This is a genomic window from Chryseobacterium sp. NRRL B-14798 (assembly GCF_050470705.1).
GTDB lineage: Bacteria > Bacteroidota > Bacteroidia > Flavobacteriales > Weeksellaceae > Chryseobacterium > Chryseobacterium cupriresistens.
In genome coordinates, this window is the sequence record NZ_JBFLUL010000005.1 from 3,414,514 (window position 1) to 3,440,495 (window position 25,982).

Annotated in this window: 21 protein-coding genes; 8 read left to right on the top strand and 13 right to left on the bottom strand. The window is 37.5% G+C overall.

The features are described 5' to 3' along the window. Positions 1-226: 226 nt before the first annotated feature. Positions 227-2,266 carry a methionine--tRNA ligase gene (metG, locus tag AB1278_RS15765; protein ID WP_429815560.1) on the top strand — a complete coding sequence of 680 codons (2,040 nt, stop codon included), beginning with the start codon at positions 227-229 and terminating at the stop codon, positions 2,264-2,266. Positions 2,267-2,329: 63 nt separating this feature from the next. Continuing rightward, positions 2,330-2,995 carry a hypothetical protein gene (locus AB1278_RS15770; RefSeq protein WP_202843975.1) on the top strand — a complete coding sequence of 222 codons (666 nt, stop codon included), beginning with the start codon at positions 2,330-2,332 and terminating at the stop codon, positions 2,993-2,995. 206 nt (positions 2,996-3,201) lie between these two features. On the opposite strand, the gene AB1278_RS15775 is transcribed toward AB1278_RS15770, so the two are convergent. The 7 genes from AB1278_RS15775 to AB1278_RS15805 all read right to left on the bottom strand — a co-directional run bounded on the left by AB1278_RS15775 (position 3,202) and on the right by AB1278_RS15805 (position 12,631). Further along, the gene (locus tag AB1278_RS15775; RefSeq protein WP_429815564.1) at positions 3,202-3,906 is read right to left on the bottom strand and encodes a class I SAM-dependent methyltransferase; all 705 of its coding nucleotides are present in this window, start codon (positions 3,904-3,906) and stop codon (positions 3,202-3,204) included. A gap of 163 nt (positions 3,907-4,069) precedes the next feature. Continuing rightward, positions 4,070-4,882: a siderophore-interacting protein gene (locus tag AB1278_RS15780; protein ID WP_411413695.1), complete on the bottom strand. Its 813-nt coding sequence runs from the start codon at positions 4,880-4,882 to the stop codon at positions 4,070-4,072. 105 nt (positions 4,883-4,987) lie between these two features. Beyond that, positions 4,988-7,198, bottom strand: coding sequence for a TonB-dependent receptor (locus tag AB1278_RS15785; RefSeq protein WP_429815568.1), 2,211 nt, complete (start codon positions 7,196-7,198; stop codon positions 4,988-4,990). A gap of 351 nt (positions 7,199-7,549) precedes the next feature. Further along, complete coding sequence (locus AB1278_RS15790; RefSeq protein ID WP_429815571.1) at positions 7,550-9,142, bottom strand: MFS transporter; 1,593 nt, start codon at positions 9,140-9,142, stop codon at positions 7,550-7,552. Between the two features lie 102 nt (positions 9,143-9,244). Beyond that, a complete protein-coding gene (locus AB1278_RS15795; RefSeq protein ID WP_343639828.1) occupies positions 9,245-10,363 on the bottom strand; it encodes an HlyD family secretion protein in 1,119 nt (372 codons plus the stop codon). 22 nt (positions 10,364-10,385) lie between these two features. Then, positions 10,386-11,696, bottom strand: a complete 1,311-nt coding sequence (locus AB1278_RS15800) for a TolC family protein (protein WP_429815574.1) — start codon at positions 11,694-11,696, stop codon at positions 10,386-10,388. Between the two features lie 89 nt (positions 11,697-11,785). Next, positions 11,786-12,631, bottom strand: a complete 846-nt coding sequence (locus tag AB1278_RS15805) for a helix-turn-helix domain-containing protein (RefSeq protein ID WP_110009370.1) — start codon at positions 12,629-12,631, stop codon at positions 11,786-11,788. A gap of 74 nt (positions 12,632-12,705) precedes the next feature. Here AB1278_RS15805 and AB1278_RS15810 point away from each other — a divergent pair, with 74 nt between their 5' ends. Continuing rightward, a complete protein-coding gene (locus AB1278_RS15810; protein ID WP_137904198.1) occupies positions 12,706-13,179 on the top strand; it encodes a DUF962 domain-containing protein in 474 nt (157 codons plus the stop codon). Here AB1278_RS15810 and AB1278_RS15815 read toward each other — a convergent pair. Further along, positions 13,176-14,243 (bottom strand): DUF2891 domain-containing protein, encoded by a 1,068-nt coding sequence (locus AB1278_RS15815; RefSeq protein ID WP_110009372.1) that lies wholly within the window; start codon positions 14,241-14,243, stop codon positions 13,176-13,178. The two genes, AB1278_RS15810 and AB1278_RS15815, sit on opposite strands and share 4 nt — an antisense overlap. A 144-nt stretch (positions 14,244-14,387) precedes the next feature. Between AB1278_RS15815 and AB1278_RS15820 the strand changes: the two genes are divergently transcribed. Beyond that, positions 14,388-15,269: a DUF4349 domain-containing protein gene (locus tag AB1278_RS15820; protein ID WP_395973044.1), complete on the top strand. Its 882-nt coding sequence runs from the start codon at positions 14,388-14,390 to the stop codon at positions 15,267-15,269. 62 nt (positions 15,270-15,331) lie between these two features. On the opposite strand, the gene AB1278_RS15825 is transcribed toward AB1278_RS15820, so the two are convergent. The 5 genes from AB1278_RS15825 to dnaA all read right to left on the bottom strand — a co-directional run bounded on the left by AB1278_RS15825 (position 15,332) and on the right by dnaA (position 20,887). Further along, a complete protein-coding gene (locus AB1278_RS15825; protein ID WP_202843989.1) occupies positions 15,332-15,709 on the bottom strand; it encodes a hypothetical protein in 378 nt (125 codons plus the stop codon). Positions 15,710-15,854: 145 nt separating this feature from the next. Continuing rightward, positions 15,855-17,657: a lytic polysaccharide monooxygenase gene (locus AB1278_RS15830; RefSeq protein ID WP_429815579.1), complete on the bottom strand. Its 1,803-nt coding sequence runs from the start codon at positions 17,655-17,657 to the stop codon at positions 15,855-15,857. A 464-nt stretch (positions 17,658-18,121) separates the two neighbouring features. Further along, positions 18,122-18,820: an SAM-dependent methyltransferase gene (locus AB1278_RS15835; RefSeq protein ID WP_429815582.1), complete on the bottom strand. Its 699-nt coding sequence runs from the start codon at positions 18,818-18,820 to the stop codon at positions 18,122-18,124. 62 nt (positions 18,821-18,882) lie between these two features. Further along, complete coding sequence (locus tag AB1278_RS15840; RefSeq protein ID WP_227941764.1) at positions 18,883-19,332, bottom strand: low molecular weight protein-tyrosine-phosphatase; 450 nt, start codon at positions 19,330-19,332, stop codon at positions 18,883-18,885. A gap of 100 nt (positions 19,333-19,432) precedes the next feature. Continuing rightward, positions 19,433-20,887, bottom strand: a complete 1,455-nt coding sequence (gene dnaA / locus AB1278_RS15845) for a chromosomal replication initiator protein DnaA (RefSeq protein ID WP_002980474.1) — start codon at positions 20,885-20,887, stop codon at positions 19,433-19,435. A gap of 136 nt (positions 20,888-21,023) precedes the next feature. Between dnaA and AB1278_RS15850 the strand changes: the two genes are divergently transcribed. The 4 genes from AB1278_RS15850 (at position 21,024) to AB1278_RS15865 (ending at position 25,972) form a co-directional block, all read left to right on the top strand. Further along, positions 21,024-21,434 carry an acyl-CoA thioesterase gene (locus tag AB1278_RS15850; protein ID WP_202844268.1) on the top strand — a complete coding sequence of 137 codons (411 nt, stop codon included), beginning with the start codon at positions 21,024-21,026 and terminating at the stop codon, positions 21,432-21,434. A 269-nt stretch (positions 21,435-21,703) separates the two neighbouring features. Next, positions 21,704-22,552 (top strand): prephenate dehydratase, encoded by an 849-nt coding sequence (gene pheA, locus AB1278_RS15855; protein ID WP_202843998.1) that lies wholly within the window; start codon positions 21,704-21,706, stop codon positions 22,550-22,552. A 362-nt stretch (positions 22,553-22,914) separates the two neighbouring features. Next, on the top strand, positions 22,915-23,625 hold the full coding sequence (locus AB1278_RS15860) for a hypothetical protein (RefSeq protein ID WP_110009380.1): 711 nt from the start codon (positions 22,915-22,917) through the stop codon (positions 23,623-23,625). A gap of 112 nt (positions 23,626-23,737) precedes the next feature. Then, on the top strand, positions 23,738-25,972 hold the full coding sequence (locus tag AB1278_RS15865; RefSeq protein WP_429815587.1) for a DUF2339 domain-containing protein: 2,235 nt from the start codon (positions 23,738-23,740) through the stop codon (positions 25,970-25,972). Positions 25,973-25,982: the final 10 nt, after the last annotated feature.

Genomic DNA, 25,982 nt, shown 5'->3' on the forward strand with positions numbered 1-25,982 from the left:
AATTATGTATATTACGAAACCGATTTTAGTTAGTTTTTTAGGATACAATATTTTACAACGTCTTATGCATTACATAACATTTGTTTTAATTTAAGAAAATGTTAAACAATTGTTTAACTTAATTTGGTGTTCGGCCCTTAAAATTTGTATTCTGCAGCATAATAACACCACCAATAGCGGTATTCAACAGATATTCCTTATCTTTGCAGTCAAAACTTTACTATAAATGTCAAACAGAAAGATGATTACGGCAGCTTTGCCTTACGCAAACGGGCCGGTTCATATAGGACATTTGGCAGGTGTTTATATTCCTGCGGATGTTTACGCAAGATTTCAGAGAAGATTAGGAAAAGATGTAGCGTTTATCTGTGGTTCAGATGAGCACGGGATTCCTATCACCATAAGAGCTAAAAAAGAAGGAGTAACTCCTCAGGATATCGTGGACAAATATCACGAAATCATCAAAAAGTCTTTTTCTGATCTGGGAATTTCATTTGATGAATATTCCCGAACAACATCTAAGAAGCATTATGAAACCAGCCAGGATTTCTTCAAGGTTTTATACGAGAAAGGAAAATTCACGGAAGAAGTTTCTGAGCAGTATTTTGATGAGCAGGCAGGAGAATTCCTTGCTGACCGTTATATTGTAGGAACTTGCCCTAATTGTGGTAACGAAAACGCTTACGGAGACCAGTGTGAGAAATGTGGCTCTACCCTTTCTCCTTCTGAGCTGATCAATCCGAAATCAATGCTTAGCGGAAATGTTCCTATCCTTAAAGAAACAAAAAACTGGTATCTTCCATTAAATGAATACGAAGACTTTTTAAATGAGTGGATCATTGAAGGTCATAAAGACGATTGGAAGCCTAACGTATACGGACAGGTTAAATCTTGGTTAAATGACGGTCTTAAGCCTCGTGCCATGACCAGAGACCTGAACTGGGGAGTTCCGGTTCCTCTTCCGAATGCTGAAGGAAAAGTATTATATGTATGGTTTGATGCTCCTATCGGGTATATCTCTTTCACCAAAGAATGGGCAGAGAAAAACGGAAAAGACTGGAAAGACTACTGGCAGAGTCCAGAAAGTGATCTGGTACATTTTATCGGAAAGGATAATATTGTATTCCACTGTATTATTTTCCCTTCGATGATGAAAGCACACGGAGATTATATCATGCCGGCTAATGTTCCTGCTTTTGAATTCCTGAACCTTGAGAACGATAAGATCTCAACATCAAGAAACTGGGCAGTTTGGGCTCATGAATATGTGGAAGACTTCCCCGGACAGCAGGATGTTTTAAGATATGCGCTTCTTTCATCTGCTCCGGAAACAAAGGATAATAACTTTACATGGAAGGATTTCCAGACTAAGAATAATTCTGAGTTAGCTAATATTTTTGGCAACTTCATTAATCGTGTTGCAGTATTAATTAACAAAAACTTTGAAGGAAAAGTTCCTGAAGGAGATGTAAATGCACCAGAATTAGAAGAAATCAGCAAAAGAGCTGTAGAAATCAGAAACTCTCTTGAAAATTATGAATTCAGAAATGCATTAACAGCATTTATGAATCTTGCAAGATTTGGAAATCAATACTTGCAGAATGAAGAGCCTTGGAAAACGGTTAAAAATGACATTGAGAAAACCAAAAATACATTATTTATTGGAGCTCAAATTTCAGTTGCACTAGCAAATTTAGCTGAACCATTTTTACCTTTTACAGCACAAAAATTATATGAAATTTTTAATGTAGAACAAAAAACATGGTCTGAAGTTGAGAATTCAAAAGTATTAATTGAAGCTGGCCATTCAATAATGGCTAATGCTCCAATTTTATTCTCTCAAATTTCGGACGATGTCATCGAGGCTCAGATCCAAAAACTGGAAAACACAAAACAAAACAATAAAAAAACAAACCCTAACGCAAACCCTATGAAAGAGGAGATCACGTTTGATGACTTTACTAAAATAGACCTTAGAACAGCAACCATTTTAGAAGCTGAAAAAGTAGAAAAAGCAGACAAATTATTAAAGCTTACTGTAGATACAGGGGTAGATGTAAGAACTGTTGTTTCCGGAATTGCAGAAAGTTTCACTCCTGAGGAATTAATCGGGAAGCAGGTAATGATCCTTCTGAACCTTGCCCCAAGAAAAATCAGAGGAATTGAATCTCAGGGAATGTTATTATTAACAACAAAACCAGACGGAAAATTATCTTTCGTTACACCGGACGACAGCAATGTTGAAAACGGTATTGAAATCGGATAATGACCATCTTTATAAGATCACAGGCTGTTTCTCTGGAAGCAGCCTTTCTTTTATCTACAGCTTATGGTTAACAAAAATGTTTTAAGAAAGCTTTCCAATCTGGAATTAGAAGGATATTTAAAAGAAGGCAACCGCTTTGTTCCGGAGGCTGTTCAGGCAGCTTTGGAAATTCTGGAAGAAAGAGGATGGGTTTTCAGCGAGCAGGAAAAAACGGCTGTTCAGCAGTTGATTCAACGTAAAAAAGAAGAAGAGAAAGCAAAACATGCAGAAGAAGTAGAGGTCTGGAAAGATTATATTACAGAAGATCCGGATGCTATCAGGCTTTATTCACGAATGACTATTTTTGTCAGCAGTATTCTTTTCAGTACAATTCCCGGAGCTATTCTACTCGCGTTTAATTTAATCAAACTCAAAAAATACTTTCCTGCGTTTCTTACGGTGGTATTTGGCTTCCTTTTTTTAATATTTCAGAAGTACGTTCTGGTTTCTCATTTTAATTTTGGTACAACTTCCCGATACAGTCCCGAAATTGGGGTCATTGCAGCAGGAGCTTTGGGTTTACTTGTCATCAGCGTTTTAGTAACTCCTCAAAAACTCCCTTACCGTGCAAAATCCTATGTATTTCCGGTAATTTTATGTGCAGTAACTGTTGTTATGATGTATTTCTATTTCCCAGAATGGTTTTCTTTTTATCCGCTGGCAACGGTTATCAATATATTCAGACAATAATTAAGAAGCTGATTCCCGCTATCCACTTTTACTCCTCGCTCCCGGCCGTCACCCTGAGCGTAGTCGAAGGGCCTGTTCTTTGCTGCGGGGTAACCGTTTCTATCGGGGCTAGGATAAGTACAAAAAAAGTCATCCCGGTGTACAGAATGACAATGTATGAATTCGTGAGATTGCTTCGCTTTCAGCTCGCAATGACTTGTTATAAATTATTTTTTGGTCAGCTTTGCCAGGTAAGAATCTTCATCTTTCAACACTCTTTCTATTTTGAAGCCATTATTTGTGGCAGCATTTTTCAAGGTATTGAAGTCCAGATACAACCAGGTGATCGGTTCTTCAGATTCGCCTTTATAATGAACCACATAATCCAGCTCGCCATAATATCCGCCTGCAGGAATGTATACTCCGCCATCTTTATCACGATCAAACATATACAGGATATCCGTACTGTCAATTAAAACCTGTCCGCCATCATTCAGTAATGTATGCAGTTTCTGAAGATAGGTATCTATTTTTGCCAGGCTTTCAAAAACTCCGGTACCGTTCATCAGCAATAAAATAGTATCAAAAGTTTCTCCGGAGAAATCAAGCATATTTTCGCAAACTGCCTTTTTAATCCCTCTCAGCTTACAAACCTCAACAGATTTTGGTGAAATATCCAATGCCGTCACCTCAAGATTTCTTTCATTCTGAAGGTATAAAGAATGAGAACCCGCACCTGCTCCGATGTCTAAAACCTTTCCTTCGGATAACTGCAGTGCTTTCTGCTCAATATCATTCATTTCTTCAAAATCTCTGAATAAATAATCCACCGGAAGTTCATCCAGCTCAGAAATTGACGTTTCAGTCTGCAGATCCTCCGGATTTTCATTGTGGTAATAATCCCAGATCGCTCTGCCCATTAAATCTTTCATAGTGCAAAGATAATAGTTCAATGTTCAATGTTCAAAGTTTTTGGTTGAATGTTGCGGGTTTGCGAGGTACGGGTCACGAGTTTCGAGGTACAAGATTCGGTGTTCCTACAACCTTAAACCTTAAACCTTAAACCTTAAACCTTGAACTTTAAATCCTTGCCTTCTACTCCATCGATTCCTTCTCCTTATGTCTGTCTGCCTGAGATTCGTTTTCTGCTACACCTGCTTTCCAGTAAGAATAGGCGTACAATTCCTGTGAAGTCCAGTTTTTCTCTTTTCTCAGATAAGTTCGGATTTCTTTTACACTTGAAAACTCACAGGCAACGTAACCGAATTTTGAAGTTTCAGGGATCTCAATACTTTTTACCGCATGGGTAATTTCACTGCTGATCTGAGGCTGCGCATTGTGCAGCCACTTAAAATCAATCTGTGCTTTAGTTTCAAGCAGCTGTTCGTCTTCTTTTCCATGAACTTCAATAATACAGGTTCCTTTTGCTGTTTCGGGAAGTGTTTCCAGAATAGCGCTGATCACCGGAATGGCCGTAGCATCACCGGCCAGCAGGTACCAATCTGCTGCAGGGTACAGCTCTTTACCTTCCATGCGCATCATCACTCCCAGTTTGGAGCCTGCTTCAGCTTCTCTTATCCATCTGGAAGCCGGTCCGCCGTCTCCATGATCTACAAAATCGATGATCAGTTCATTTTTTTCCAGATCAATTCCTCTGTGGGTATAAGTTCTGATTGCAGGAGCCACTTCTTTAGGTGGATACACCCATTGATGATTTTCATCCAGTGTGGGAAAATGAACCTCATTCAGTCCGGCCGGAGGAACTGCGATCTTATTATTATCTCCCACCATGGTATTTTGGAACAAATAAACTTCCGGTGAGTACAAATACACTCTGATAAAATGGTCAGTAATGTATTCTTTTCTGGTGACTTCGGCAACGATCTGCCCTGTTGAAATTTTAGCCATAACTGATTTTTTTAAATTAAAATCCGGTTTCCGATCAAACTCAGAAACCGGATTTGAAATACAATATGTTTTCAGATCAGGGTATTTTAAATCCCGATCATTTTTTTAAAATTCAAAAGTGTAGGAAAGGTTGAATGTTCTCCCTCTTCCCTTATAATTAAACAGTTCCGGAAGTCCGTAAGTAGCATATAAAACCTGGGAACGCTTGCTCCAGATCGTCTGATAATCGGTATTAAACAGGTTCTGAATTCCTAAGTTGAGTTTTCCCCAGTTGAAACGGTATCCCATCATCAGATCTGAGGTATTGTAGCCCTCAACAACATTATTAAGCTCGTCTTTCTGCTTGAAATTCTGTAACGACTGGAATCTGAATGACCAGTTCTTAATATTATACCCGATATACGTCACAAATTTGGAAGGGGAAGCATTGTAAATTTCCTGCTTCTGCCATTCTCCGTCTTTGTCTACCTCAGATTTGATCAAAAGTCCGCTGGCACCGAAATACACTCCATTGCTTAAAGAATAGGAAACCTCAGCTTCAATTCCCATGTTTCTTAATTTCAAATCATTCACAAGAATCTGGAAGGTCTTTTTATCTACAGTAACCGTTTTATCAGAATTACTTAAAAATCCGGCAATCTGCGCTCTTAAACCTCCTCTGTTCACACGGTATCCTACTTCAAACTGATTGGTTTTGATGGCCTGCAGCGGCTGTTCTTTAACATTGATGCTGGATACAACATTCCAGTTTGTTCCCACAAGCTTATACTGTCCGATACCATAAAACTTAGCAGGATCTGCTAAACTTGCTCCCTGGGAAAAAGTTCCCCAAACCTGATGCTGCTCATTAAATTTGTATAATAGCCCCGCATTAGCTAAGGTTACATTATAAGAACTTTCACCTCCCGGAATTGCGGATGCTGAACTTCCATAGCCCATTGCAATCTGGGTCTGCTGTTCAGAACCTACAAAATCATCCATTTTTACGTTGATATGCTGATAACGTATTCCGGCATTCAGTTGTAATTTGGGAAGAATATTGTATTTTGCCTGAACATATCCTGCATAACTCTGTGAATGATTGGTTGGATATCTGCCAAGGCTGTATTTTGTTTCATTCACTAAACCACCGCTGGACATTGTTTTGGCCATATCATAAACAGACTGTGTTCCTTCAAATTTTTCAAAATCGAAGTCTGCTCCGTAAGTAACATTTAAGCCTCTCCATGATTTTGACAATAAAGCTTTAATCCCGGAATAATAAGTATCCTGCTGAGAAGAAGACATATAAGGTATTTTTCCCGTCTGTAAGGTAACATTTCCCGGGAATGGATAGAATCCTAACTTTTCACCTCGGGTAGCCAATTGCACATATAAATCCTGGCCGCCTAAAATTCCGTTTGCGTTATAAGCTACAGTTGCCATATAACGTTCTGTACCTACATTTTTATCAGATGAAAACCCATCTCTCATTTCGAGTAATGAAGCATTTTTTGTTGTAAATGCACTCAGATTTTCACCTAAAAATAAACTTCTGTCTCCATTAAATTTAGAATTGTAATACTGAACAGATGCTGTTATTTTATGTTTATTGTTAAACTGATATCCTCCGGTAGCCAGGATATCAATAGACTGATTATACTGAAGGTCAGTCTGGGTAATATCGGTAAAAAGCTGTTTCTGATCTGCTCCATACACTCCACCATTCTGCTGATAAGCTACTCCCAGTCTTCCGAAAAACTTATCTCCTTTAGCCGCAATAGACTGAGCAGCACGGAAGTCATGGTCATCTTTTCCCATAAATCCTGTACGTACACCCAGTTCAGTTTCACCGCTGATTCCTTTTTTGGAAGGTGTTTTTGTAATGATATTGATAATACCACCGGTAGCATTACCTCCATAAATTGAACTTGCTCCTGAAAGCACTTCAATTCTTTCGATATTAAAAGGATCAATAGCATCCAGCTGACGGCTGATCGCACGGATACTGTTCAGAGAAACGCCGTCTATCATCACCAGGGCAGAACGTCCTCTCATATTCTGACCATAATTGGTTCTTCCCTGCGGACCAATATCCATGGAAGGTATCAGAATTGATAACATTTCTTTGATCGGAACTCCGCTTTTGGCCTGTTCCTGAATCTTTTCTTTCTGTACTACCCAGACCGTTCCCGGAACTTCAGAGATTTTTGTAGGTTTTCTGGAGGCTACGATTACCACATCTTCAATACCTTTGGAGGCAATAGAATCTTTTACGGTCTGGGAAAGCATTAGTCCCGAAACTAAAAGACCTATGAATGCATACTGCTTTTTCATTCTTTCTACTCAACGTTTTATAATCTTGCAAAGATAATTCTTATTTAGAAAGAATAAAAATAACCAAACATGAAATTTTCCCTTATTTTATGATAGTAAACCTCTTTTACAGAAAAGTTTTCTAAATCCGGATATATATACACCATTAAGAATGGATTTAAGGAATAAAGTATACTTAAGATAAATCATTCTGATTTTTAAGCTTAAGGCGAAGCTCATCTTAATACTCTAAACACCTTACTATAATCTTAATATTTCAAAAAAGTTTAAAATTTGATATCTTCTTCTTAAAACGTAAAATCCCAGCCCAACTAAGGACCAGGATTTTACTGGTAAAAACAAGGTTTCTTTTTATACTGCAGGACCTGCAGCATCTTTTATTTCTTCTAATAATTTTTTTCTTTCGCGAAGTCTTCTTCTCGCAATGACCGATTTACCGCCAAGAACTCTTACAAATCTGAAATACTGGAATCGTTTTGCTCCGAAATGATGAGTCGCAATATAAATCAGCACTCCCAGTCCCACCAGAATAATATATCCGAATATCTTCTTGGTGGCTATGATAATGGCATTAAGCTGAATGGCTTTCATATTGGCTGCTACATTCTGAGGAGTCACCGTCATTCCATCCATATAAACAGCAAGATCTCCTATTGCCGTAACCTGAAAACGGTATTGAAACCAGGAATATAAAGTTGAAAAAATTCCTACGGCGAGGAAGGTTCTCCAAACCAATACAAGCCCGATGGCCGCCAGCATTTCATCCATTTCAAGCTTATCCAGTGTATAAAACCATACGGAGATAAACAATGAACACATTCCGTAGCCTTTTAAAAACATAGGCAGATACCAGTTGTCATAACTGAACTCCAGCACCATGGAAAAATACATAATAATAGCATATCCAACCATAGCGGCAAAACCGGAAAAAATATACATTTTCAATGGCTTTTCTTTTTTGAACCAGAAAATAGCAAGAGCTCCGGCTAAGATAATTCCGGGAATCATCAGTAGACTCAGCCTGGTATTGGTCAATTGATCATATCCCAAAACTCCTACCGCAAACGTATTCTGAATAGAAGCTGTTCCCAGAAACATTCCCAGCCAGAAAAGCATGAACAAACCGTGCTGCACATTATTTTTTGTGAAAATTTTAAACGAAAGGTAGGGGCGTTTTAAAGTCAACTGACGGATAGAAAGTAGTGCAAAACTGACAAAAGCTGCAATACTTCCATAGATGATGTTCCTGGAGTTGAACCAGTCCTGCTGTCTTCCAAATGAATACACATAAGCCGAAAACATGAATGTTGAAATGAAAAGCAAAATACTCAGCCAGTCAATATAGTGCAGCGGTACTTTTAATGCAAAATATTTGTCATGCATAAAAATCCAGTGTATCAATGCTAAAATAAAGCATAAAACAGCTGTAAGCAGGTAGAACTGCTGCCAGTTGTAAAGAAGGGCAAACTCAGCAGCATAATAGGTTGCCACCTGGTTCATTACAAGAACGAAGGTATAGAAAGCTCCGTAAAATACTCCACGATTTCCGATCATAACCATTAATGGCAGAAACAGTTCTATGGTAACCATCATTTTCATAAAGCCAATCATTAAAGAAGTAAAAATAAAAATCATTGGCTGTAAAGTAGTCCCGTTCACGTAGCTCAGCAACCCTAAAAGCACCAGAAGCAACACCATCTTGTCCCTTACTTTGAATCTCATTTTGATTCTCAGAACAACAGGCATGCAAGCTCCCATCCCAATGGTAGTGGCGTAATTGGCCCACATAAAATATTCTGTCATGGCGCCGGTACCGCTTACCAGAGAACTGATATTTCCTGTATACACCCCGCCGATGGGCATTACCACAGCAAGCAGTAATACAATCAGCAACAGCTGTACGGGTTTCGGTACCCAATCGCTATATAATCCTTTGTTGTACATGATTTTTTAGGGAATAGATTTCAGATATCAGATGGCAGACTTTCAACATTCAGCGTTAGCTTTCCATACGCATAATACCCGGCATCTGATATCTTTCATCTTTTAGTCTTTATTAATATTCACATTCATATTCATTCCGGCGCTCAGCTTATCCAGATCTTCTTTTTTGTTGGAAGCTGTAAACTCAATTCTTACAGGGATTCTCTGTTGTACTTTGATAAAGTTTCCGGTAGAGTTATCTGTAGGTACATTTGAATATCTTGAACCGGTAGCTGCAGAAACTGCTGTGACTACTCCTTCGAATTTTTTACCGCCCAAAGCATCGGCTGTCATAGAAATTTTTTCTCCTACTTTGATATTCGGCATCTGGCTTTCCAGGAAATTGGCAGTTACCCACTTCTGGCCGTTCAGAACGATTGTCGCAACCTGCTGTCCTGGTTGGATCAACTGACCTTCAGAAATTGTTCTTCTTCCCATCACTCCATCATACGGTGCCGTAATAACAGTATAAGAAAGATTGATCCTTGCCATATCCAAAGCAGATTTTGTTCTTTTAATTTCAGCATCATTGATTCCCAATCTGCTTTTTACTTCAGTTGTAGAAAGGTTTGCAGATTGCTTTTGATTGACTAAGGTTTCATAAGCAGCCTTCTGAGCATCATATTCTGTCTTCACCTGATCATATTGTTGTCTCGTAACGGCTTCGGCTGCCAAAAGATTTTTATATCGGTTTAAATTCTGTTCGGCATTCCACAATCTTGCTTTTGCTCCTGCAATATTGGACTGCATCACATTGATATTGTTGGAAACTGTGTTTACAGAAGAGCTGGTCGCTGTTTTTTGAGCCATAGCATTCTGATAGGCGGCTTCAGCCTGTCCCAGTTGCGTAAGGATTTCACGGTCGTCAAGAATGACCAAAGTATCGCCTTTTTTTACACGCTGATGTTCAATAAATTTAATTTCTTTGATATAGGCAGAAACTCTGGTATTGATAGGATTGATAAATTCTTCTACCTGTGCTGCTTCCGTATAGGTTTTACTTCCGATATGAAAGTATTCTCGTATTAACCAGAATAATCCGAAACCGATCACCAGAAAAACGATGATATTGGATATAATGGCTCTGATTTTATTGGTTTTATTTTTCTTTTTCTTATGCTCTGCAGCAGATGTTGCCGGAGTAGGTGTTGTATTTTGAGTAGTTTGTCCCTTGTTTTCCATTGTGTTGATTTTCAGTTTTAAATTAAAGTGTTCCTGTAGATTTCAAAAGGTTGTAATACTGATATAAAACATTGATTTCAGCATTGGCGTAATCAAGCTCTGCCTGCAGTTTCTGGTTCTGTGCATCAATCATTTCCGCCTGCACGGCCAGCTGATTCAGATATTTGGCTTCCGTAATCTTGTAGTTTTCTTCCGCCAGTCTTTTGGAATCATTCAGAATATCTGCCTGCTGAATCGCTTCCTGATATTTGGTATAGGCAGCATTCACTGCCATATCTACATTCTGCTGCACCAGAGTCATGGCATCATTTGCCTGATTCTTTTGCAGTTCTCCTAATTTTACTTTTTCTTTTGTTTTATAGAGAGTATCAATGTTGTAACTCAGAGAAACCCCAGTCTGCCAGCCCCCTGAGTACATATCCAAAACAGGATTTCTCGTAGTAATTGGTCTTTGAAGCGTATATCCGCCAAATCCGGCCAGCGTAGGTGAATTGTCTGTTTTGATGATTTCAATATTCTTATCTGCTACCGCAATGTTTTTTTGAGCAGATTTCAGCAAAGGATTGCTTTCGTGTGCAAGATCTGTGTAGTACTCCATACCTATTCCTGCTTCTTTATTCTCCAGACTTTCAGTAGGCACAATCTCCGTGTCAGAAGATAATCCTAAGGCAATATTCAGATTATAATTAAGGATTTTTTTATTGTTGGTAAGGGTAAGAATCCCCTGATCCAGGTTTTTGATGGCCAATTCTCCACGAATCACTTCGTTTCGGGTTACCATTCCCTGCTGATAAAACTTCTGGATATTTTTCAGACGTTCCAGAGCCAGTTTTTTGTTATTCTGAAATACTTCTTCCTGATTGATGATTTTATAGACATCCAGATAATTGGAAATCACTAAAAATTTCACATCCTGTTTATTTTTCTCTAAATCCAGTTCCGAAAGTTGTTCGCGAAGCCCTGCCATTTCGATGGACTTATTCACCAATCCTCCTTTGAAGATCAGCTGTGTTGCCTGTACCGCATACGAACTTCCGTAATGCGGCATCGGAACGTTTGTAGAATTCGAAAAATCTTTATCAATGGCTACTGCATCTCCTAAATAGAACTGGCTTGTAGAAGCTGTAATTGTAGGAAGTTTCTGAAGCTTAACCACATTGGTGTTCTGCTTTGCAATATCAATATTCTGTGCGGAGACTTTGAGCTGCTGGTGATTCTGAACAGCGAGTTCCGCCACATCACCTGCGGTCATCTGTTTGATCTGTTGTGAAAAAAACAGCGCAGGAAAAGCTGCTATCAATACTGATAGTGCTGTTTTTATTTTCTTTGTCATTTTACCTTGTTTTACAGATGCAAAGTTAGGTCAGCAACAAAATCAATCAAATGTTTGATTTTTGGAAAAAGATGTTCAAATGTAAGATTTTAATTTTCGAACTGATGTCTGTACTGTCTAGGGCTTACCTCAAGATGCTTCTTAAAAAAATGAGAAAATGAGTATTGATCGCTGAATCCGAGAATTGAGGAAATCTCCGAAACCGGTTTATTGGAAGAGTTTAAGAGCACTTTCGCTTCATTAATAACAATTAAAGCAATGATCTGACTTGCAGATTTTCCCGTAATGGTCTTTACTACAGAAGAAAGATGTCTGGTTGTAATTGACTGCCGTTCGGCATAGAATTCAACGGTTCTTTCAGTAAGATGATGCTCTGCAAGATCGGTAAGAAAGACAAATACAATTTCTTCCTGTCTGGACATCTGGTTCATAGAGCTGTTATCCTCCTTGGAAATAATTCCTGCCATCTGATAGCAGAAAACAGAAAAAAGGTGCTCTACCATTTCCTTCTTATAAAGCATTTCGGTATCAGAATCCAGGATATATTTCAGGAAATTGACGCTTTTCCAAACGACTTCCATTTCGTCTTCAGGAAAAGGAACTCCTTTATTCATCTGCTGTCTGAAATATCGGTAAGTAATCAGACGATTAAATTTTAATGATAAGGCAGAAATAAATTCTCTTTTATAAGAAACCATCCTCGACTGAAAGTCAGCCGTTACTCCTACCACTTCATAAATAGTTTGGGGATCGGTTACCATAAACATGTTGGCAGAAACCTCCAGATCACTGAAGTGCTGGCGAAGTTTTATAGTTCCTGATTTAATAAATATAAATGCAGGATTTTCGGGACGAAACGGTTTACCTACAGCTATTCGCTCGAAAATATTCCGTTCCGTAAAAATATCGACGCCAAATTTTTCCAGGGCAGACATAAGACAAATGTAAGCAATCTTACCAGTGATTACAAAATTTTATTATTTTAGCAGGAATCCAATTTCCCTTTAGTATGAGAAAGGTTGATCTATTATTTGCAGAATACAGTAAAAGCCATAGAAACCCGACCAACAAGTTCATTCACTGGATTTGTGTACCCTTAATTTTCTGGACGATTCTGGGGTTCGCCTCCCTGATTCCTTCCCCTCATTTCTGCGCTTCCTATTTCGGATGTGCCAGTATCGTAAGCCTTATTGTGATTATTCTGATCACCCTTTTCTATATAAGGCTGTCTTTATTGATCGCTGTTATCATGATCGTGGTCATGCTCATGATGGAACATTTCATCTATCTGGCCAATATCAGTTTCGGAAGACAATCATGGATGGTTTACCTTTCTGTGTTTATCATCACATGGATTTTTCAGTTTATTGGGCATAAAATTGAAGGAAAAAAGCCTACTTTCCTTAAAGATCTCCAGTTTCTTCTGATAGGACCCATATGGCTTTTAGGCTTTGTTCTTAAAAAGACAGGAATCAGATATTAATCTTCCAGCGCATATACCGCAAAACTGGCCAGCCAGTGATCCCCGCCATAATTTCCCTGAAAAAGTAATGGTAATCCATTATTGAGAAATACATCAGCTGTTTTCTTAAAATCTTTTTTCAGGGGATGATTAGCGGGAAGTGCATTTGAGATTCCTTTCATACACCATGCTTTAGAAAAAGATAGCCCTACAAGATGAACGGTTTGGTAATCGCTCAGATCACTTACTACAGGAATTTTTTCAACATTTTCAAGACTTCTCTTTTCGTAGAAAGCATTCAGCCACTGTACAAATTCTTTTTGAGGAAGCACTCTTCGCATCAGGTCTGCAATTTCAAGACTTGGCGAAAAGAAATCGGATCCGTCCGGTTCCAGATAAGCAGGTGTTTTCAGTTCTTTCAAGAAAAAGTATTTTGCCTTTTCCGTCAACTGGCTTTCAAACTCCTTATCTTTATTGGCTCTGGCCCAATCGATGGCAAAAGACATGGCAAATGCCGTGTTAGGATGAACTCCGGTTCTGTTAGGATATGTTTGCTTTGGAAGATAAGTTTTCCATGATTTCAGGATCTGATCTGTCAGCGGTTTCAGATTTTGGTGCCATATTTTAGCTTTCGGATGATCCCAGGTTGTGAGTTCTTCATCTAGTTTTAAGATCCACGCCCAGCCATAGGTTCTTTCAAAAGTTCCTGTCAGCTGATATTTTGTAAAGTAATCTGCTTCTGTCTGAAGTTTTTCTTTTTGAAATGATTCATCCAGAATTTTTTCAATCTCTTTGGCATTGGAGAGATTGGGTTTCGTTTTCAAAAGTCTGGTCAGCATCCAATGACCGTGAACAGAGCTATGCCAGTCGAAACATCCATAAAAACTAGGGTGAAGATCTTTTGGAGTCAAAGGAACTTCGCCTGCATTATTGATGATATGGGCAGTTTTATTAGGATATTCCTGCTTGATACAGTGAAGAGGCTTGTCGGATAATTTCATTGCCATTTCGTCTGTAAGTTTCGGAGCTTCCTGGGCATACATCAGAAATGGAGAAAACGCTAATGCTAAAAGACTTTTTTTCATGAATTAAAAATAGAAATTATTTACCAGTCTCAGCAATTTTCAGATTGGTTTTACAGCGAATTATTTTTAAATTTTAATCAATCTTACCTTATAATCATTTTTGAGCACACTTTTTGATCATACCCATAAAAAACTAATTAACCCATGAAAAAAATTATTTTCCTGTTATCAGGTCTTATTCTAATCAACTGCAGCAAATCAGGCGGCGAAAAACACGAAGCGAAAGCCGACATGATGGAAGTTATAACCGAGGATAAAGCGCCTTCTTCCGCAGCTTCATATTCACCAATTTCTGTTTCCGAAAAGCTGGTATCTGATGAAAATGGAACCAACAAAGATGTTCACCCCTCAAAGAAAACAGATACAATCTCCAAAAAAATCATCAAAAACGGAGATATGAAGATTCAGGTGGGTGATATTAAAAAAACACAGAGCCAGGTTAATGAAATCATTAGAAAAAACAATGCTTATATCCAGAAAGAAGAATTTCAAAATACGGATATGGATGATAACCTTAGTCTGATTATCCGTGTACCTCATAAAAATTTTGATGCTCTGATCAATTCTTTTTCAGATGGCGTAGGAACTGTTTTATCTAAAAATATTTCATCCAATGATGTCACAGAGGAATATACCGATGTAGCGATAAAGCTGGCCAATAAAAAGATATATCTGGAAAAATACCGTGATATGCTTAGAAGTGCTGCTACCACAAAAGATATGCTGGAAATTCAGGAAAATATCCGTGAACTGGAAGATGAAATTGATGTAGCCGAAGGCAGACTTCGTTTTATTGATGACCGGGTAAATTACAGTACTCTGAATTTGAATTTATACAAAGAAAAAGTGAGAAGTTCCGCCACTTCAAAAATAGGTTTTGGGAGCCGTTTTGTAGATTCGGTAACGGAAGGCTGGAACAGTTTTGTAAGCTTTATGCTTGGAATCATTTCTCTGTGGCCTTTCTTTTTGCTTATTCCTGTTATTATTTTTATTTGGAGGAAATGGAGATCAAAGAAAAAAGAGTAAAATTAACTTATTAAAAATCCGGGCATCTTCGATGCCCGGATTTTCACTGCATTATCTACAATTTAACTATTAAAATATTCTTTTACTGTTTCAAGTACCTTTTCATCTGCCATTTTCTGTGAGGTTCCCAATGTAATTTTCAAATCTCTGAACTGAGCCGTATCATGAAGGAAGTGCTTAAGTTCCTCTTGTGTTACACCCGGTCCTGTAATATACACTTCCTGAGAATTGGTCAGTAACTTTTCAATTTCTTTAAAAAACTTGTTTCTGTTGGTAATTTCAGCATTATTTCCTGCATTCTCACTGGAGTTCCCGTGCTGTATCTCCGCTTTCACCGGTTTGCAAAGGATAAATTCAGAAACATTTTGTGCATCGTGATTCCTGGCTACAATGGCTTTCTCTGTATCAATCCAGATTCCTGCTAATTTTTTATCAGGCATAATCATATAATTTTAAGTGATAAATACTTAAAAACAAGAATAATGCAATAGTCCTGTTAAGGGCTGTTAAATATTTTTATAATTCTGCAAAAAAAAACCATCCACAAAATATGGACGGCTTTTTTGATATTTCAGATCGTTTTTGTTATTTTCTGATGGTTTTAGTAATATTTTTTCCGTCCTTATAAAGGATTTTCACAAAATAGATTCCGGATTGAAGACGGCTGATGTTCATACTGTTTTTATCGGGATTTATAAAAGTCATGATCTGAAGTCCGTGAGGGGTAATGACATCTACCCTGCTTATTTGAGCATAATACGTTTCCGGTGCAAAATTGATCATATGTTCGGATACAATTACTGAAAGATCATTTTCTGTATTGGCAAGAGCTGATGTCTGACAGTTCTGTCCTTCATTGCAGTCGCTTACAATTTTCCAGACAGCATTATTTCCCGGTGTTTCCCCCGGATTTGCGTACCATTTGTTTTCCCAGATTTTGCAGGTATAGAAAACCTTTGTTCCTGTAGTTGAATACGTTTTCGCAGGATTATATTCCTGTGCGCCACAATAAGTAACCGCACCGCCTGATGCGCAGCCTGTCCCTTCAGTACATGTACTTATTTCCTCCCATACCATATTGGTTCCCGGCATTTCTCCCGGATTTGCGTACCATTTGTTTTTCCAGATTTTACAGGAGTAAAAAACTTTCGTTCCGGCTGCAGGATAAGCATTGGCAGCGTTATACTGCTCTGCTCCACAGTAAGCCTGGCCATTTCCTGATGTAATTTTTTTTGTTCTGACTTTTAATTCATTACTTACATCAGAAAGCTGATCGTTCATTGCAACAGATTTTACCGTATAAGTATATTCTGTGTCCTGTGCCAATCCGGTTCGTAAAAAGCTTTTTTGCACAGTCTCTCCTACTTTGATTCCATTCTCAAATACCTGGTAATTCTTGATTCCCTGCGAATGGGTGGAAGCTGTCCACATTAATGAAACAGAGTTTTCAGTAACTGCCATTGAATGCAGGTTGGAGGGTGCTGTTGGCTTTTCAGGAGTGCCCTCACTGTTTGTCTTTACATTGAGTGGCGCACTTTTCGCTGAAGTAAGCCCTGAAGATCCCTTCGCCTGAATTTCATAGGTATATGTCGTATTGGCTGTTAAACCAGTATCCTGGAATGTAGCCGTAGTTACCTGCTGAATGTTTTGTCCGTTGCGGAAAACGTTATAGGATACCGCGTCAGACTGTGCATTCCAGCTTATTTTGGCAGAAGTGCTTGTTATTCCTACCAGTGCTAAGCCTGTTGGGGTGGCAGGTGCAGAAACTCCTGTTCCGGAGGTTACGTTAACATCAATTACATTATAAAATGCATTGGTAGTATCTGCTACATCCCAGACCGCTAAAATAATATGATAGCCGCTACGGTTTGCAGGAACGGTAATCTGATGAGGAACATTATCCTGTGGAGGTGTTCCATTGTGCGCAACTGTACCAATAAGCTCAAGATCCTGACGGGAAAGCGGTTGATTGGGATTCCAGCCTTGCTTTGTCATATAATAATGCCATTTTGCTGTCGCATGATACGCCGAATATTTCCAGATAAAGGCATTCACACCAGTGGAAATATTGGTTTTCTTCCAACGGTCGGCAGTCTGGATATCCAGTGTAGTGTCTCCACCGATGCTTCCATTAGCAGAGGCAATCTTTCCATCTGCAGGACCCGCCGCAGGAAACCCTTTTGGGGCTTCAAGAGATCCAGGTTCATTAATAACAGATCCATAGATACTAAATGCGGCAGAATAACCTAGTGAAGCCTTGTCCAGACTTCCCTGATATCCTCGTGAAGCAGGGCTCATTACATATCCATGGGCAGATACATGAATTAAAGAAGGTACCAGCATGGCCAGCATCAGCAATACCGGAAAAAAAATTTTACGTGTCATCATATTTTAATATTTTGGTGTTGATTGGGCTGAATTGATTGTAAGCAAAACGGAACTTACATCATTTGTAATTCAATAAATACAAGCTAAATTAACTTGCAGCGTTTAAATCAGTTTAATTATGATATGTATAATAAAAAATCAAACTATATAAAACAAGATCATAAATATTATCAATTACATTAAAATTTTAAAATTCATAATGCGTTATATTTAAATATAAAATTATAACATTTTACATTACAAAAATATATAAATGCTATGATATTTATCACTAATTATTGAAATATTTTTAGTTAAAATTATACATCAATAAATGAAAGAACGAAAAAAGAAAACTTATAAATCGTATTTATAATATTCCAACCCATTCTAAATAAAAAAGCAAAGGCCGCGAAATAATCACAGCCTTTTTCTATTTTGTACTCAAAAACTCTCGTACTTATTGTCAACTACAGGAGCAAAGTTTATTTCCCAAGTACGAAGACTGCAGGAATTTTATGAAGTTCCGGCTTTTGTTTCTGCCAGTCTTTTATGGTTTTTGTTTTGATAAATTCATGTTCCGAATCGTTGATATTGGCAGCAATACAAAGCTTTGTATTGGGTGATAAAAACTTGCATAAATCTTCAAAAAGCTGGTTATTTCTGTAAGGAGTTTCCATAAAAATCTGTGAATATCCGGTTTTCTGAACAAAGCTTTCCAGGTTCATGATCTGTTTCTTTTTCTCCCCTTTATCAATGGGAAGATAGCCGTGGAAAGTAAATTCCTGTCCATTAAAACCACTGGAAATCAAAGCAAGAATAATAGATGAAGGCCCCGAAATCGGGATCACTCTGATGTTTTTCTCATGACACCATTTCACCATCAGATTTCCCGGATCTGCAATACATGGTAATCCTGCTTCTGACAGCAATCCGAAGTCCTGCCCTTTCAGCATCAGCTCCTGAGCTTCTTTAATATCTGCGTTTTCCGTGTATTTATCTAACAAAAACAACTTCAGATCAGACTGCTTTTTTTCAGGAGCAAAAAATTTCACAACCTTTCGGGCAGTTTTCTCATTTTCCACAAAGAAATAATCTGTCTGCATGATATAATCCTTCACAACAGGTGAAAAGTGGTTGATAGAAGTATTTTCTGATAAGTAAGCAGGGAGTAAAAAAAGCATTGTATTATTTTTTAGTTCTTTTTAAGTGAAGGTGGTGGAAATATTCAGCATGTTCATGCTCATTATTTTGATAATTGATTTTTGATAGCTTCACAACCTTTATCCAAAAGCTGGAAAACCTTTTCAAAATCGTTCATATCGCCCCAATAAGGATCCGGCACTTCAGCATTTTTGTGATCTCCCAATACCTCTAAAAACAAGGATACTTTCTGACGTTCTTCTTCATTTTTAGTTTTAGAAACAACATCTCCGAGTACATCAACATCCATACAGTAGATCTTATCAAAGGTTTCAAAATCTTTCCTGGTGATAGGTCTTGATCTTTGCTGCGATATATCAATATGATGATTAGCTGCAGTTTTAATGGCTCTTTTATCCGGATGTTCGCCTTCATGCATTGAAATAGTTCCGGCAGAATCTACCCAATAATGATCCGGTAGTTTCGTTTTCATAATTCCTTCCGCCAATGGACTTCTGCATATATTTCCCAGACAAACCATTAAAATTTTCATATTCTGTTTTTTTTAAAAAAGTCTTTTGTTACGACAAAACTAAATAAAAAATGAAGAATAAAACTATCCTTCATTTTAATTTATGTAAGCTCAACCTTATTTATTGTTTGATTCTTTCAGTAAGGTCTTTTACGTATTTCTTGATTTCTTTATCAATTTTTGAAACGTCTTTAATCGTATCACAAGCGTACATTACCGTAGAGTGATCTTTTCCTCCCATTTCCTCACCAATTTTGGTAAATGTAGAATTGGTAAACTCTTTGGAGAAGTACATCGCAAGCTGTCTTGGTAATGCAATCTCTCTTTTTCTTGTTTTTGAAAGCAGCTGCTCTTTTTTGATTCCAAAATAATCACAAACCACTTCCTGAATGTAAGGAATATTGATAACTTTCTTTTGGTTAGCAGCAATTCTGTTGATGGTTTCTTTAAGCAACTCAAGACTAAGGTCTCTTTTATATACTGTAGAGTAAGCAATCACTGAGTTGATAACCCCGATAAGTTCTCTTACATTCGTTTTTGCTTCAGCAGCAAGGAAGTCAAGCATATCGCCAGGAAGAACAATTCCGTCTCTGCTTAGCTTATCTTCAATGATCTGTCTTCTTGTAGATAGATCCGGAGATTTAATTTCTGCAGAAAGCCCCCATTTGAAACGGGAAACAATTCTGTCCTGGATATCCATAATATCTGCAGGAGCCTTATCTGAAGTAAGGATAATCTGTTTTCCATTCTGATGCAGGTGATCAAAAATATGGAAGAAACTGTCCTGTGTTGCCGATTTTCCGGATAGGAACTGAATATCATCAATAATCAGTACATCTACCATTTGATAGAAATTAGCAAACTCAGTCTGCTTATGAGCTTTAGCCGCAGAGATAAACTGCTGGATAAATTTTTCAGAAGACAGATAAAGAACTACTTTATCAGGAAACTGATTTTTTACTTCAAGACCGACAGCCTGTCCCAGGTGGGTTTTTCCAACTCCATAACCTCCATATAGGAATAACGGGTTGAAAGCTGTTGCTCCAGGTCTTTTGGCAATGGATCTGGCTACAGTGGCTGCAAATTTATTACTTTCTCCTTCTACATAACTATCAAATGAATAGTCAGGCTTCAGGTTAGAATCTATATTTACTTTTCTAATTCCAGGAACGACAAACGGGTTTACAATATTAGCAGAAAAACCTTGCGGCATTGTTTCCTGTGTTTTCGGAGTAGGAACGCTTTGTCCCTTAATGTTCATGGTAACAGGTTTTTCTTCACCTTTTGGTCTGTTTTCCATCACAGAATACCATAATTTCACTCCTTTTCCAATATTTTTCTTCAGGGCAGCAGAAAGTAAGGACAGGTAATTGTCCTCTATATATTCCTTGTAAAAATCACTCGGCACGATCAGCGTAAGGTTGTTGGCCACCAATGAAAGCGGCTGAACCTTATCGAATAGCATATCGAAAGATTTTTCAAGTTTTTTAAGGTCAGAATTGTCTTCAGCAGCGTTCAGGTTATCGCGCATAAACTGAAGGCATTTCTGCCATATCATCATTAAATTGTCATCCATTTTTTAAGCCCCGATTATTCTTTGTTTGTACTGTGTTTAGAAGGAAGACAAAGGTCTAATTTTTTCTTTTCAAAAAAAAATATTGCAGGTATTGATTATTTAAAAATATATTTGTATGTATAATTTAACACCTAAAATGATACACACAACACACTCAATACGAGTACGTTACGCAGAAACAGATCCAATGAAATACGTATACTACGGAAACTATGCAACGTACTTCGAAGTAGCGAGAGTTGAACTCTTCAGAAGCATAGGAATTTCATACGATGAAATTGAAAACCAAGGAATTTGGCTTCCCGTTTCGGACTACAAAATTAAATATATCCGCCCTGCTTTATATGATCAAAAATTAGAAATCCATACTTATGTTAAAAAAATTCCGGGGGTAAGGATTGAATTTGAATATGAAATTTACAATGAAGAGCATATTAAAATAACAGAAGCTTCCACTACTCTATTCTTTTTAGATTCAAAAACTAATAAAGTAATCAGGTGTCCGGATTTTCTGATGGAACTGATTGAGAAGAACTGGAAAGGATAGGTAGCAGGTAGTAGGTTGTAGGAATTAGGGAGATACCCGACGAAATATTGGGTAGAGGTTTTATAAAGGTGAAGGGTGAATTTTCAATAGAGTTAAAATATCTATCTCAAATTATCCGGTCACAAAATAAACCCGCAACTCGTAACCCGTAACTCGCAACTAAAAACATTACACTTTAAACTCTAAACTTTAAACTCTACACCCTCTCTGTTTATGAATTAATTCGCACCTTTGTACCATTATTTTAATCATCCCTTATATATTATATTATGAAGATTGCATTTTTGGGACCTCATGCCAGTTTCACCCAGCTTGCTACAGCACAGCTTTTCCCTGATGACGAAATAGTACCTCAAGCCAGCATTCTGGATTGTTTTGATGCCGTTGAAAACGGAGAGGTAGTAAAAGCAGTAGTACCTTTGGAAAACTCTATTGAAGGAACCGTATCGATGACGCTGGATTATTTATATAAGACTCCGTCTATTAAGATAGAAGCAGAAGCAGTAATGCCTATTGCGCATCACCTGATGATTCATCCGGAAAATTCTATTGAGAATATCGAAAGAATATATTCTCACCCACAGGCTCTTGCACAGAGCTTCCATTTTCTGGACACTCATTACAAAGAGATTCCGAAACAGGATTTTTCCTCCACTGCAGCGGCCGCAAAATTTGTTTCTGAAAACCCGGAGACTCCTATTGCTGCAGTAGCCAATCAGTATGCTGCCAATTTATATGGCTTAAAAATTGTGAACCGTAATATTCAGGATTTTGAACAAAACCATACCCGGTTTATCATTATTTCCAAAGAACAGAACCAATATCAAAATGACCAACTGGAAACACTGGGTGAAAAATCAGGAATGCTCATCACGCTTCCGGAAGATCATCCCGGTGGTTTACATCAGGTTTTATCGGTTTTTGCATGGAGAAAAATGAACCTTAGCAAAATAGAATCCAGAACCTTAAAAACAGGTTTGGGAAATTATTTCTTTTTTATCAATGTGGAAGGACCATGGAAGGAGGTTTTGCATGAAAATGCACTCAAAGAGCTTGAATCAATCAACGCTAATGTAGATTTTCTTGGGAATTATAAAGAATTCCTGTTGGAAAGCTAAGAAAACAAATAAATCTGTTCAAAAACACTGTCGTTACGGCAGTGTTTTTTTTATTCATTTGAGAAATATTAAATTCAAAAAAACTTTTATAATAAATTATCTATGGATAACACCTTCTGTTTAAACCAATAAATAACCCACACAATAGGGAGAATTATATTTCACCAAAACACTGATAAACAATATGTTAAAATAAAAATAAATATAATAAGTCGTAACCAAATTATGACTAAATATTAACTAAAATATAAACATATGTTTAAATATATTACATCATAATAATGTTAATTTTAAAGATTTCACAATGCAGGGTATAATTTTTGTTGTATATTTGCTTAGCAACTAATTTAAAAATCTTGATCATGAAAACTAAACTTTACAGCTTAATGTTAGCATGTGCAGCGTTACCATTATTCTCACAGGTGGGTATCAATACAGCCAACCCATCTGCAACTCTAGATGTTAATGGAACTTTGAAAGTTCGTGATACCCCTGCCGCTACAGCCCTACCCGGATATCAGATTTTAGCTGTTAACCAGGGAACTACCCAGGTATTCTCAGTTGACCCGTCATTGCTAAGTGCAGCTGCCGGAACCAACACTTCTGTATATTCTGCGAAAAAAACAACTGGTATAACCCTGCTGAATTTAGGGGTTTTACCTGCTGATTTCCAGCCTGTCAGCTTTGTACAAGCCGACAGAACGATAGGAACTGCGGCGTTATTTACCAATGCTGATGGTTCTTATAATATTCCATCAACCGGAGTATATGCTGTTGGATTTGCGTTCAGATATGGTACAGGTTTACAGGCTTCTTTATTGTCAGGATCTCCCGGTATCGCTATCGCAAGAACCAGATCTGCAGTAACCACTTTGATAGACACTCGTCCATTCAGTGGGGTCAATCTTGCATTAGCAGTTAACTTAACACTTTCCGATTCCAGCATCAATTCTTTGTATTCATTCCAGGCGGGTGACAAAGTTTCTTTCGGACTTGTAGATTCCGGTGTTATCACGGCAGGATTATTAGGATCCAGTATTGCGTCATTCTACATTTACAAAGTATCAAACTAGTAAAACATATTGTTAGTTATCTATACCATTTAACCCATCGCTTATACCGCGATGGGTTAATTTTTAAATAGCATTTGAAACATTTCTTTATATTTGATAAAAAACTAATGAAATGAATGAGTTTGTTGCAGTTATCATCTTTATAATTATCTTCATCATTTTCAATAATCTGAACAGCAAAATCAGAAAATTGAAAAAGGAGATTTCAGATCTTCATTATAAAATCAACGAGACTGCTCAGGCTCAGACAAAAGTAATTCATAAAACAACCTCAACGGAAAACAGTTTGATTCCGCAGCAAGAGGTACCTCAACAGGTTCAGCATGAAGATATACCATACCGTGAAAAAAGTGAAGAAACCTCAACACCAGTTCAAAAAGACTGGCTTGCTCCTGTTTCTGATTTTTTAAAACAAAATGTTCTTACCATTATCGGAATTTTTACCCTTGTTCTCGGAATTGGTTATTTTGTAAAATATGCCATTGATAAAAACTGGATCGGCGAAGCAGCAAGAGCGGGAATCGGTTTTTGTACCGGAGTAGGAATCATCATCACCGGGCATTTTCTCAGAAAAAATTATCCGGCTTTTTCTTCCATCATTACAGGAGGCGGTGTTGCTGTTCTGTATTTCACAGCTACCATTGCCTTTCGTGAATATCATCTGTTTACCCAAAATACAGCTTTTATTATAACGGCACTGATTACCGCAGCCTCTATCATCCTGTCCTATTACTATAAAAGTGAAGTACTGATTATCTTTTCACTGATAGGAGGTTTTGCAGCTCCTTTCATGATCAGTACAGGACAAAGTAATTATCTTTTCCTTTTTATTTATATTACTCTTTTAAATACAGGAATGCTGGCTGCCTCTTTTCTGCAGCACTGGAAAAGTGTGGGATGGACAGCTTATATTTTTACAACAGGCTACCTTTTATTCTGGACTCATGAAAGCCCGGAGCTTTTAAGCATTACTTTTTATCTGATCAGTTATGCGATTTTCTATATTTTTGGTCTGTACGATTACTTCAGAAGAAATATCCTTTCAACCTCTGATATTTTAATACTTGCTCTCGCTAATTTTTCAAGTATTCTGGGGCTTCTTTACATTTTTGATACATTAAAATATGAACCCCCGATTGTTTTTCCGCTTATTTTTGCTGCTGTAAATGCTATTTTACTTTTCAGAGAATATACCCGCAAAAGCTTTGGAGTAGCTTACTCTGTATTTGCAGGGCTTGTTACCAGCCTTATAACCATTGCGATTGCTATTCAGTTTAAAACGCATCTCATCACCAGCATCTGGGCCATAGAAACCACCCTCCTTCTTTTTATCTGGAAAAAAACAGGTCATAAGATTTTCAAAACTTTCTTTTATATCCTGTTTCCATTGGTGATGATCGCCCAGCTTATAACCTGGACTGAATATTTTGGAACAAAAGATTTCAATATCATATTCAATCCTCCGTTTATCACCAGTTCCTTTACTATTGTTTCCATCATGATTAATCTGTATTTGCTAAGGAATACCGTGAAAGAGACACAGGAAAAAAGCAATAACTTTTTTGAAGATCTTATTACTGTGATCAGTTATGGGGTTATCTATATTACTTTTCTTCTTGAAATCACTTATCATATTTCGGAAATGCCATGGTCAGCCATTACCAGCACAGGATTTTTATTCAGCATTTATTATATTTTTATTTTATTGCTTTTCAGGAAACTGCTGAGCATCAGAAATGATGTTCAAAACCTACTGATTTATCTGTTTTTCTTCCTGATCGTAATAAATACATCGGTTTCGACTCTTCTGGTTGTGACCGCTGTCTTAACAAAAAAGCTCCATTTAAGCTTTTATTTCCTTCATCTTCTGCAATGGATTCCTTTTATATATATAGGATACAGAATTATTCCTACTTCAGCGTTTCATAAGCAAAAGATTTCTTACTGGATACAGGCTCTGGCGCTAATCATTTCTGTAAGCTGCGAGCTGCATCATTCTTATATTTTAATGGTTTCCAATGATCTCCCGCATTCTTATAAAGCAAGTGAACATTTCAATATTCTTTATCTGCCTGTTATCTGGACAATTCTTGCCAGTATTTTTATTTATACCGGTTTGAAAAAGAATATTCAGGAATATAACAAGATTGGCTTTGCGTTGGTTGGCCTGATGGTATTGAAACTTTATGGTTATGATGTATGGCAAATGGATAATATCTCAAGAATCAGTGCCTTTATTGCTCTCGGGGTTATTTTATTATTAAGCTCTTTTACTTTCCAGCGACTGAAAAATATGATCAGAAATATGGTAGATAAAAAGGATAAAAAAGATGAAAGCACAGACTGATAATCAGAAA

Coding starts and splice junctions, on each gene's coding strand:
- metG (WP_429815560.1), top strand. CDS start 227: ATGTCAAACAGAAAGATGATTACGGCAGCTTTGCCTTACGCAAACGGG.
- AB1278_RS15770 (WP_202843975.1), top strand. CDS start 2,330: ATGGTTAACAAAAATGTTTTAAGAAAGCTTTCCAATCTGGAATTAGAA.
- AB1278_RS15775 (WP_429815564.1), bottom strand. CDS start 3,906: ATGAAAGATTTAATGGGCAGAGCGATCTGGGATTATTACCACAATGAA.
- AB1278_RS15780 (WP_411413695.1), bottom strand. CDS start 4,882: ATGGCTAAAATTTCAACAGGGCAGATCGTTGCCGAAGTCACCAGAAAA.
- AB1278_RS15785 (WP_429815568.1), bottom strand. CDS start 7,198: ATGAAAAAGCAGTATGCATTCATAGGTCTTTTAGTTTCGGGACTAATG.
- AB1278_RS15790 (WP_429815571.1), bottom strand. CDS start 9,142: ATGTACAACAAAGGATTATATAGCGATTGGGTACCGAAACCCGTACAG.
- AB1278_RS15795 (WP_343639828.1), bottom strand. CDS start 10,363: ATGGAAAACAAGGGACAAACTACTCAAAATACAACACCTACTCCGGCA.
- AB1278_RS15800 (WP_429815574.1), bottom strand. CDS start 11,696: ATGACAAAGAAAATAAAAACAGCACTATCAGTATTGATAGCAGCTTTT.
- AB1278_RS15805 (WP_110009370.1), bottom strand. CDS start 12,631: ATGTCTGCCCTGGAAAAATTTGGCGTCGATATTTTTACGGAACGGAAT.
- AB1278_RS15810 (WP_137904198.1), top strand. CDS start 12,706: ATGAGAAAGGTTGATCTATTATTTGCAGAATACAGTAAAAGCCATAGA.
- AB1278_RS15815 (WP_110009372.1), bottom strand. CDS start 14,243: ATGAAAAAAAGTCTTTTAGCATTAGCGTTTTCTCCATTTCTGATGTAT.
- AB1278_RS15820 (WP_395973044.1), top strand. CDS start 14,388: ATGAAAAAAATTATTTTCCTGTTATCAGGTCTTATTCTAATCAACTGC.
- AB1278_RS15825 (WP_202843989.1), bottom strand. CDS start 15,709: ATGCCTGATAAAAAATTAGCAGGAATCTGGATTGATACAGAGAAAGCC.
- AB1278_RS15830 (WP_429815579.1), bottom strand. CDS start 17,657: ATGATGACACGTAAAATTTTTTTTCCGGTATTGCTGATGCTGGCCATG.
- AB1278_RS15835 (WP_429815582.1), bottom strand. CDS start 18,820: ATGCTTTTTTTACTCCCTGCTTACTTATCAGAAAATACTTCTATCAAC.
- AB1278_RS15840 (WP_227941764.1), bottom strand. CDS start 19,332: ATGAAAATTTTAATGGTTTGTCTGGGAAATATATGCAGAAGTCCATTG.
- dnaA (WP_002980474.1), bottom strand. CDS start 20,887: ATGGATGACAATTTAATGATGATATGGCAGAAATGCCTTCAGTTTATG.
- AB1278_RS15850 (WP_202844268.1), top strand. CDS start 21,024: ATGATACACACAACACACTCAATACGAGTACGTTACGCAGAAACAGAT.
- pheA (WP_202843998.1), top strand. CDS start 21,704: ATGAAGATTGCATTTTTGGGACCTCATGCCAGTTTCACCCAGCTTGCT.
- AB1278_RS15860 (WP_110009380.1), top strand. CDS start 22,915: ATGAAAACTAAACTTTACAGCTTAATGTTAGCATGTGCAGCGTTACCA.
- AB1278_RS15865 (WP_429815587.1), top strand. CDS start 23,738: ATGAATGAGTTTGTTGCAGTTATCATCTTTATAATTATCTTCATCATT.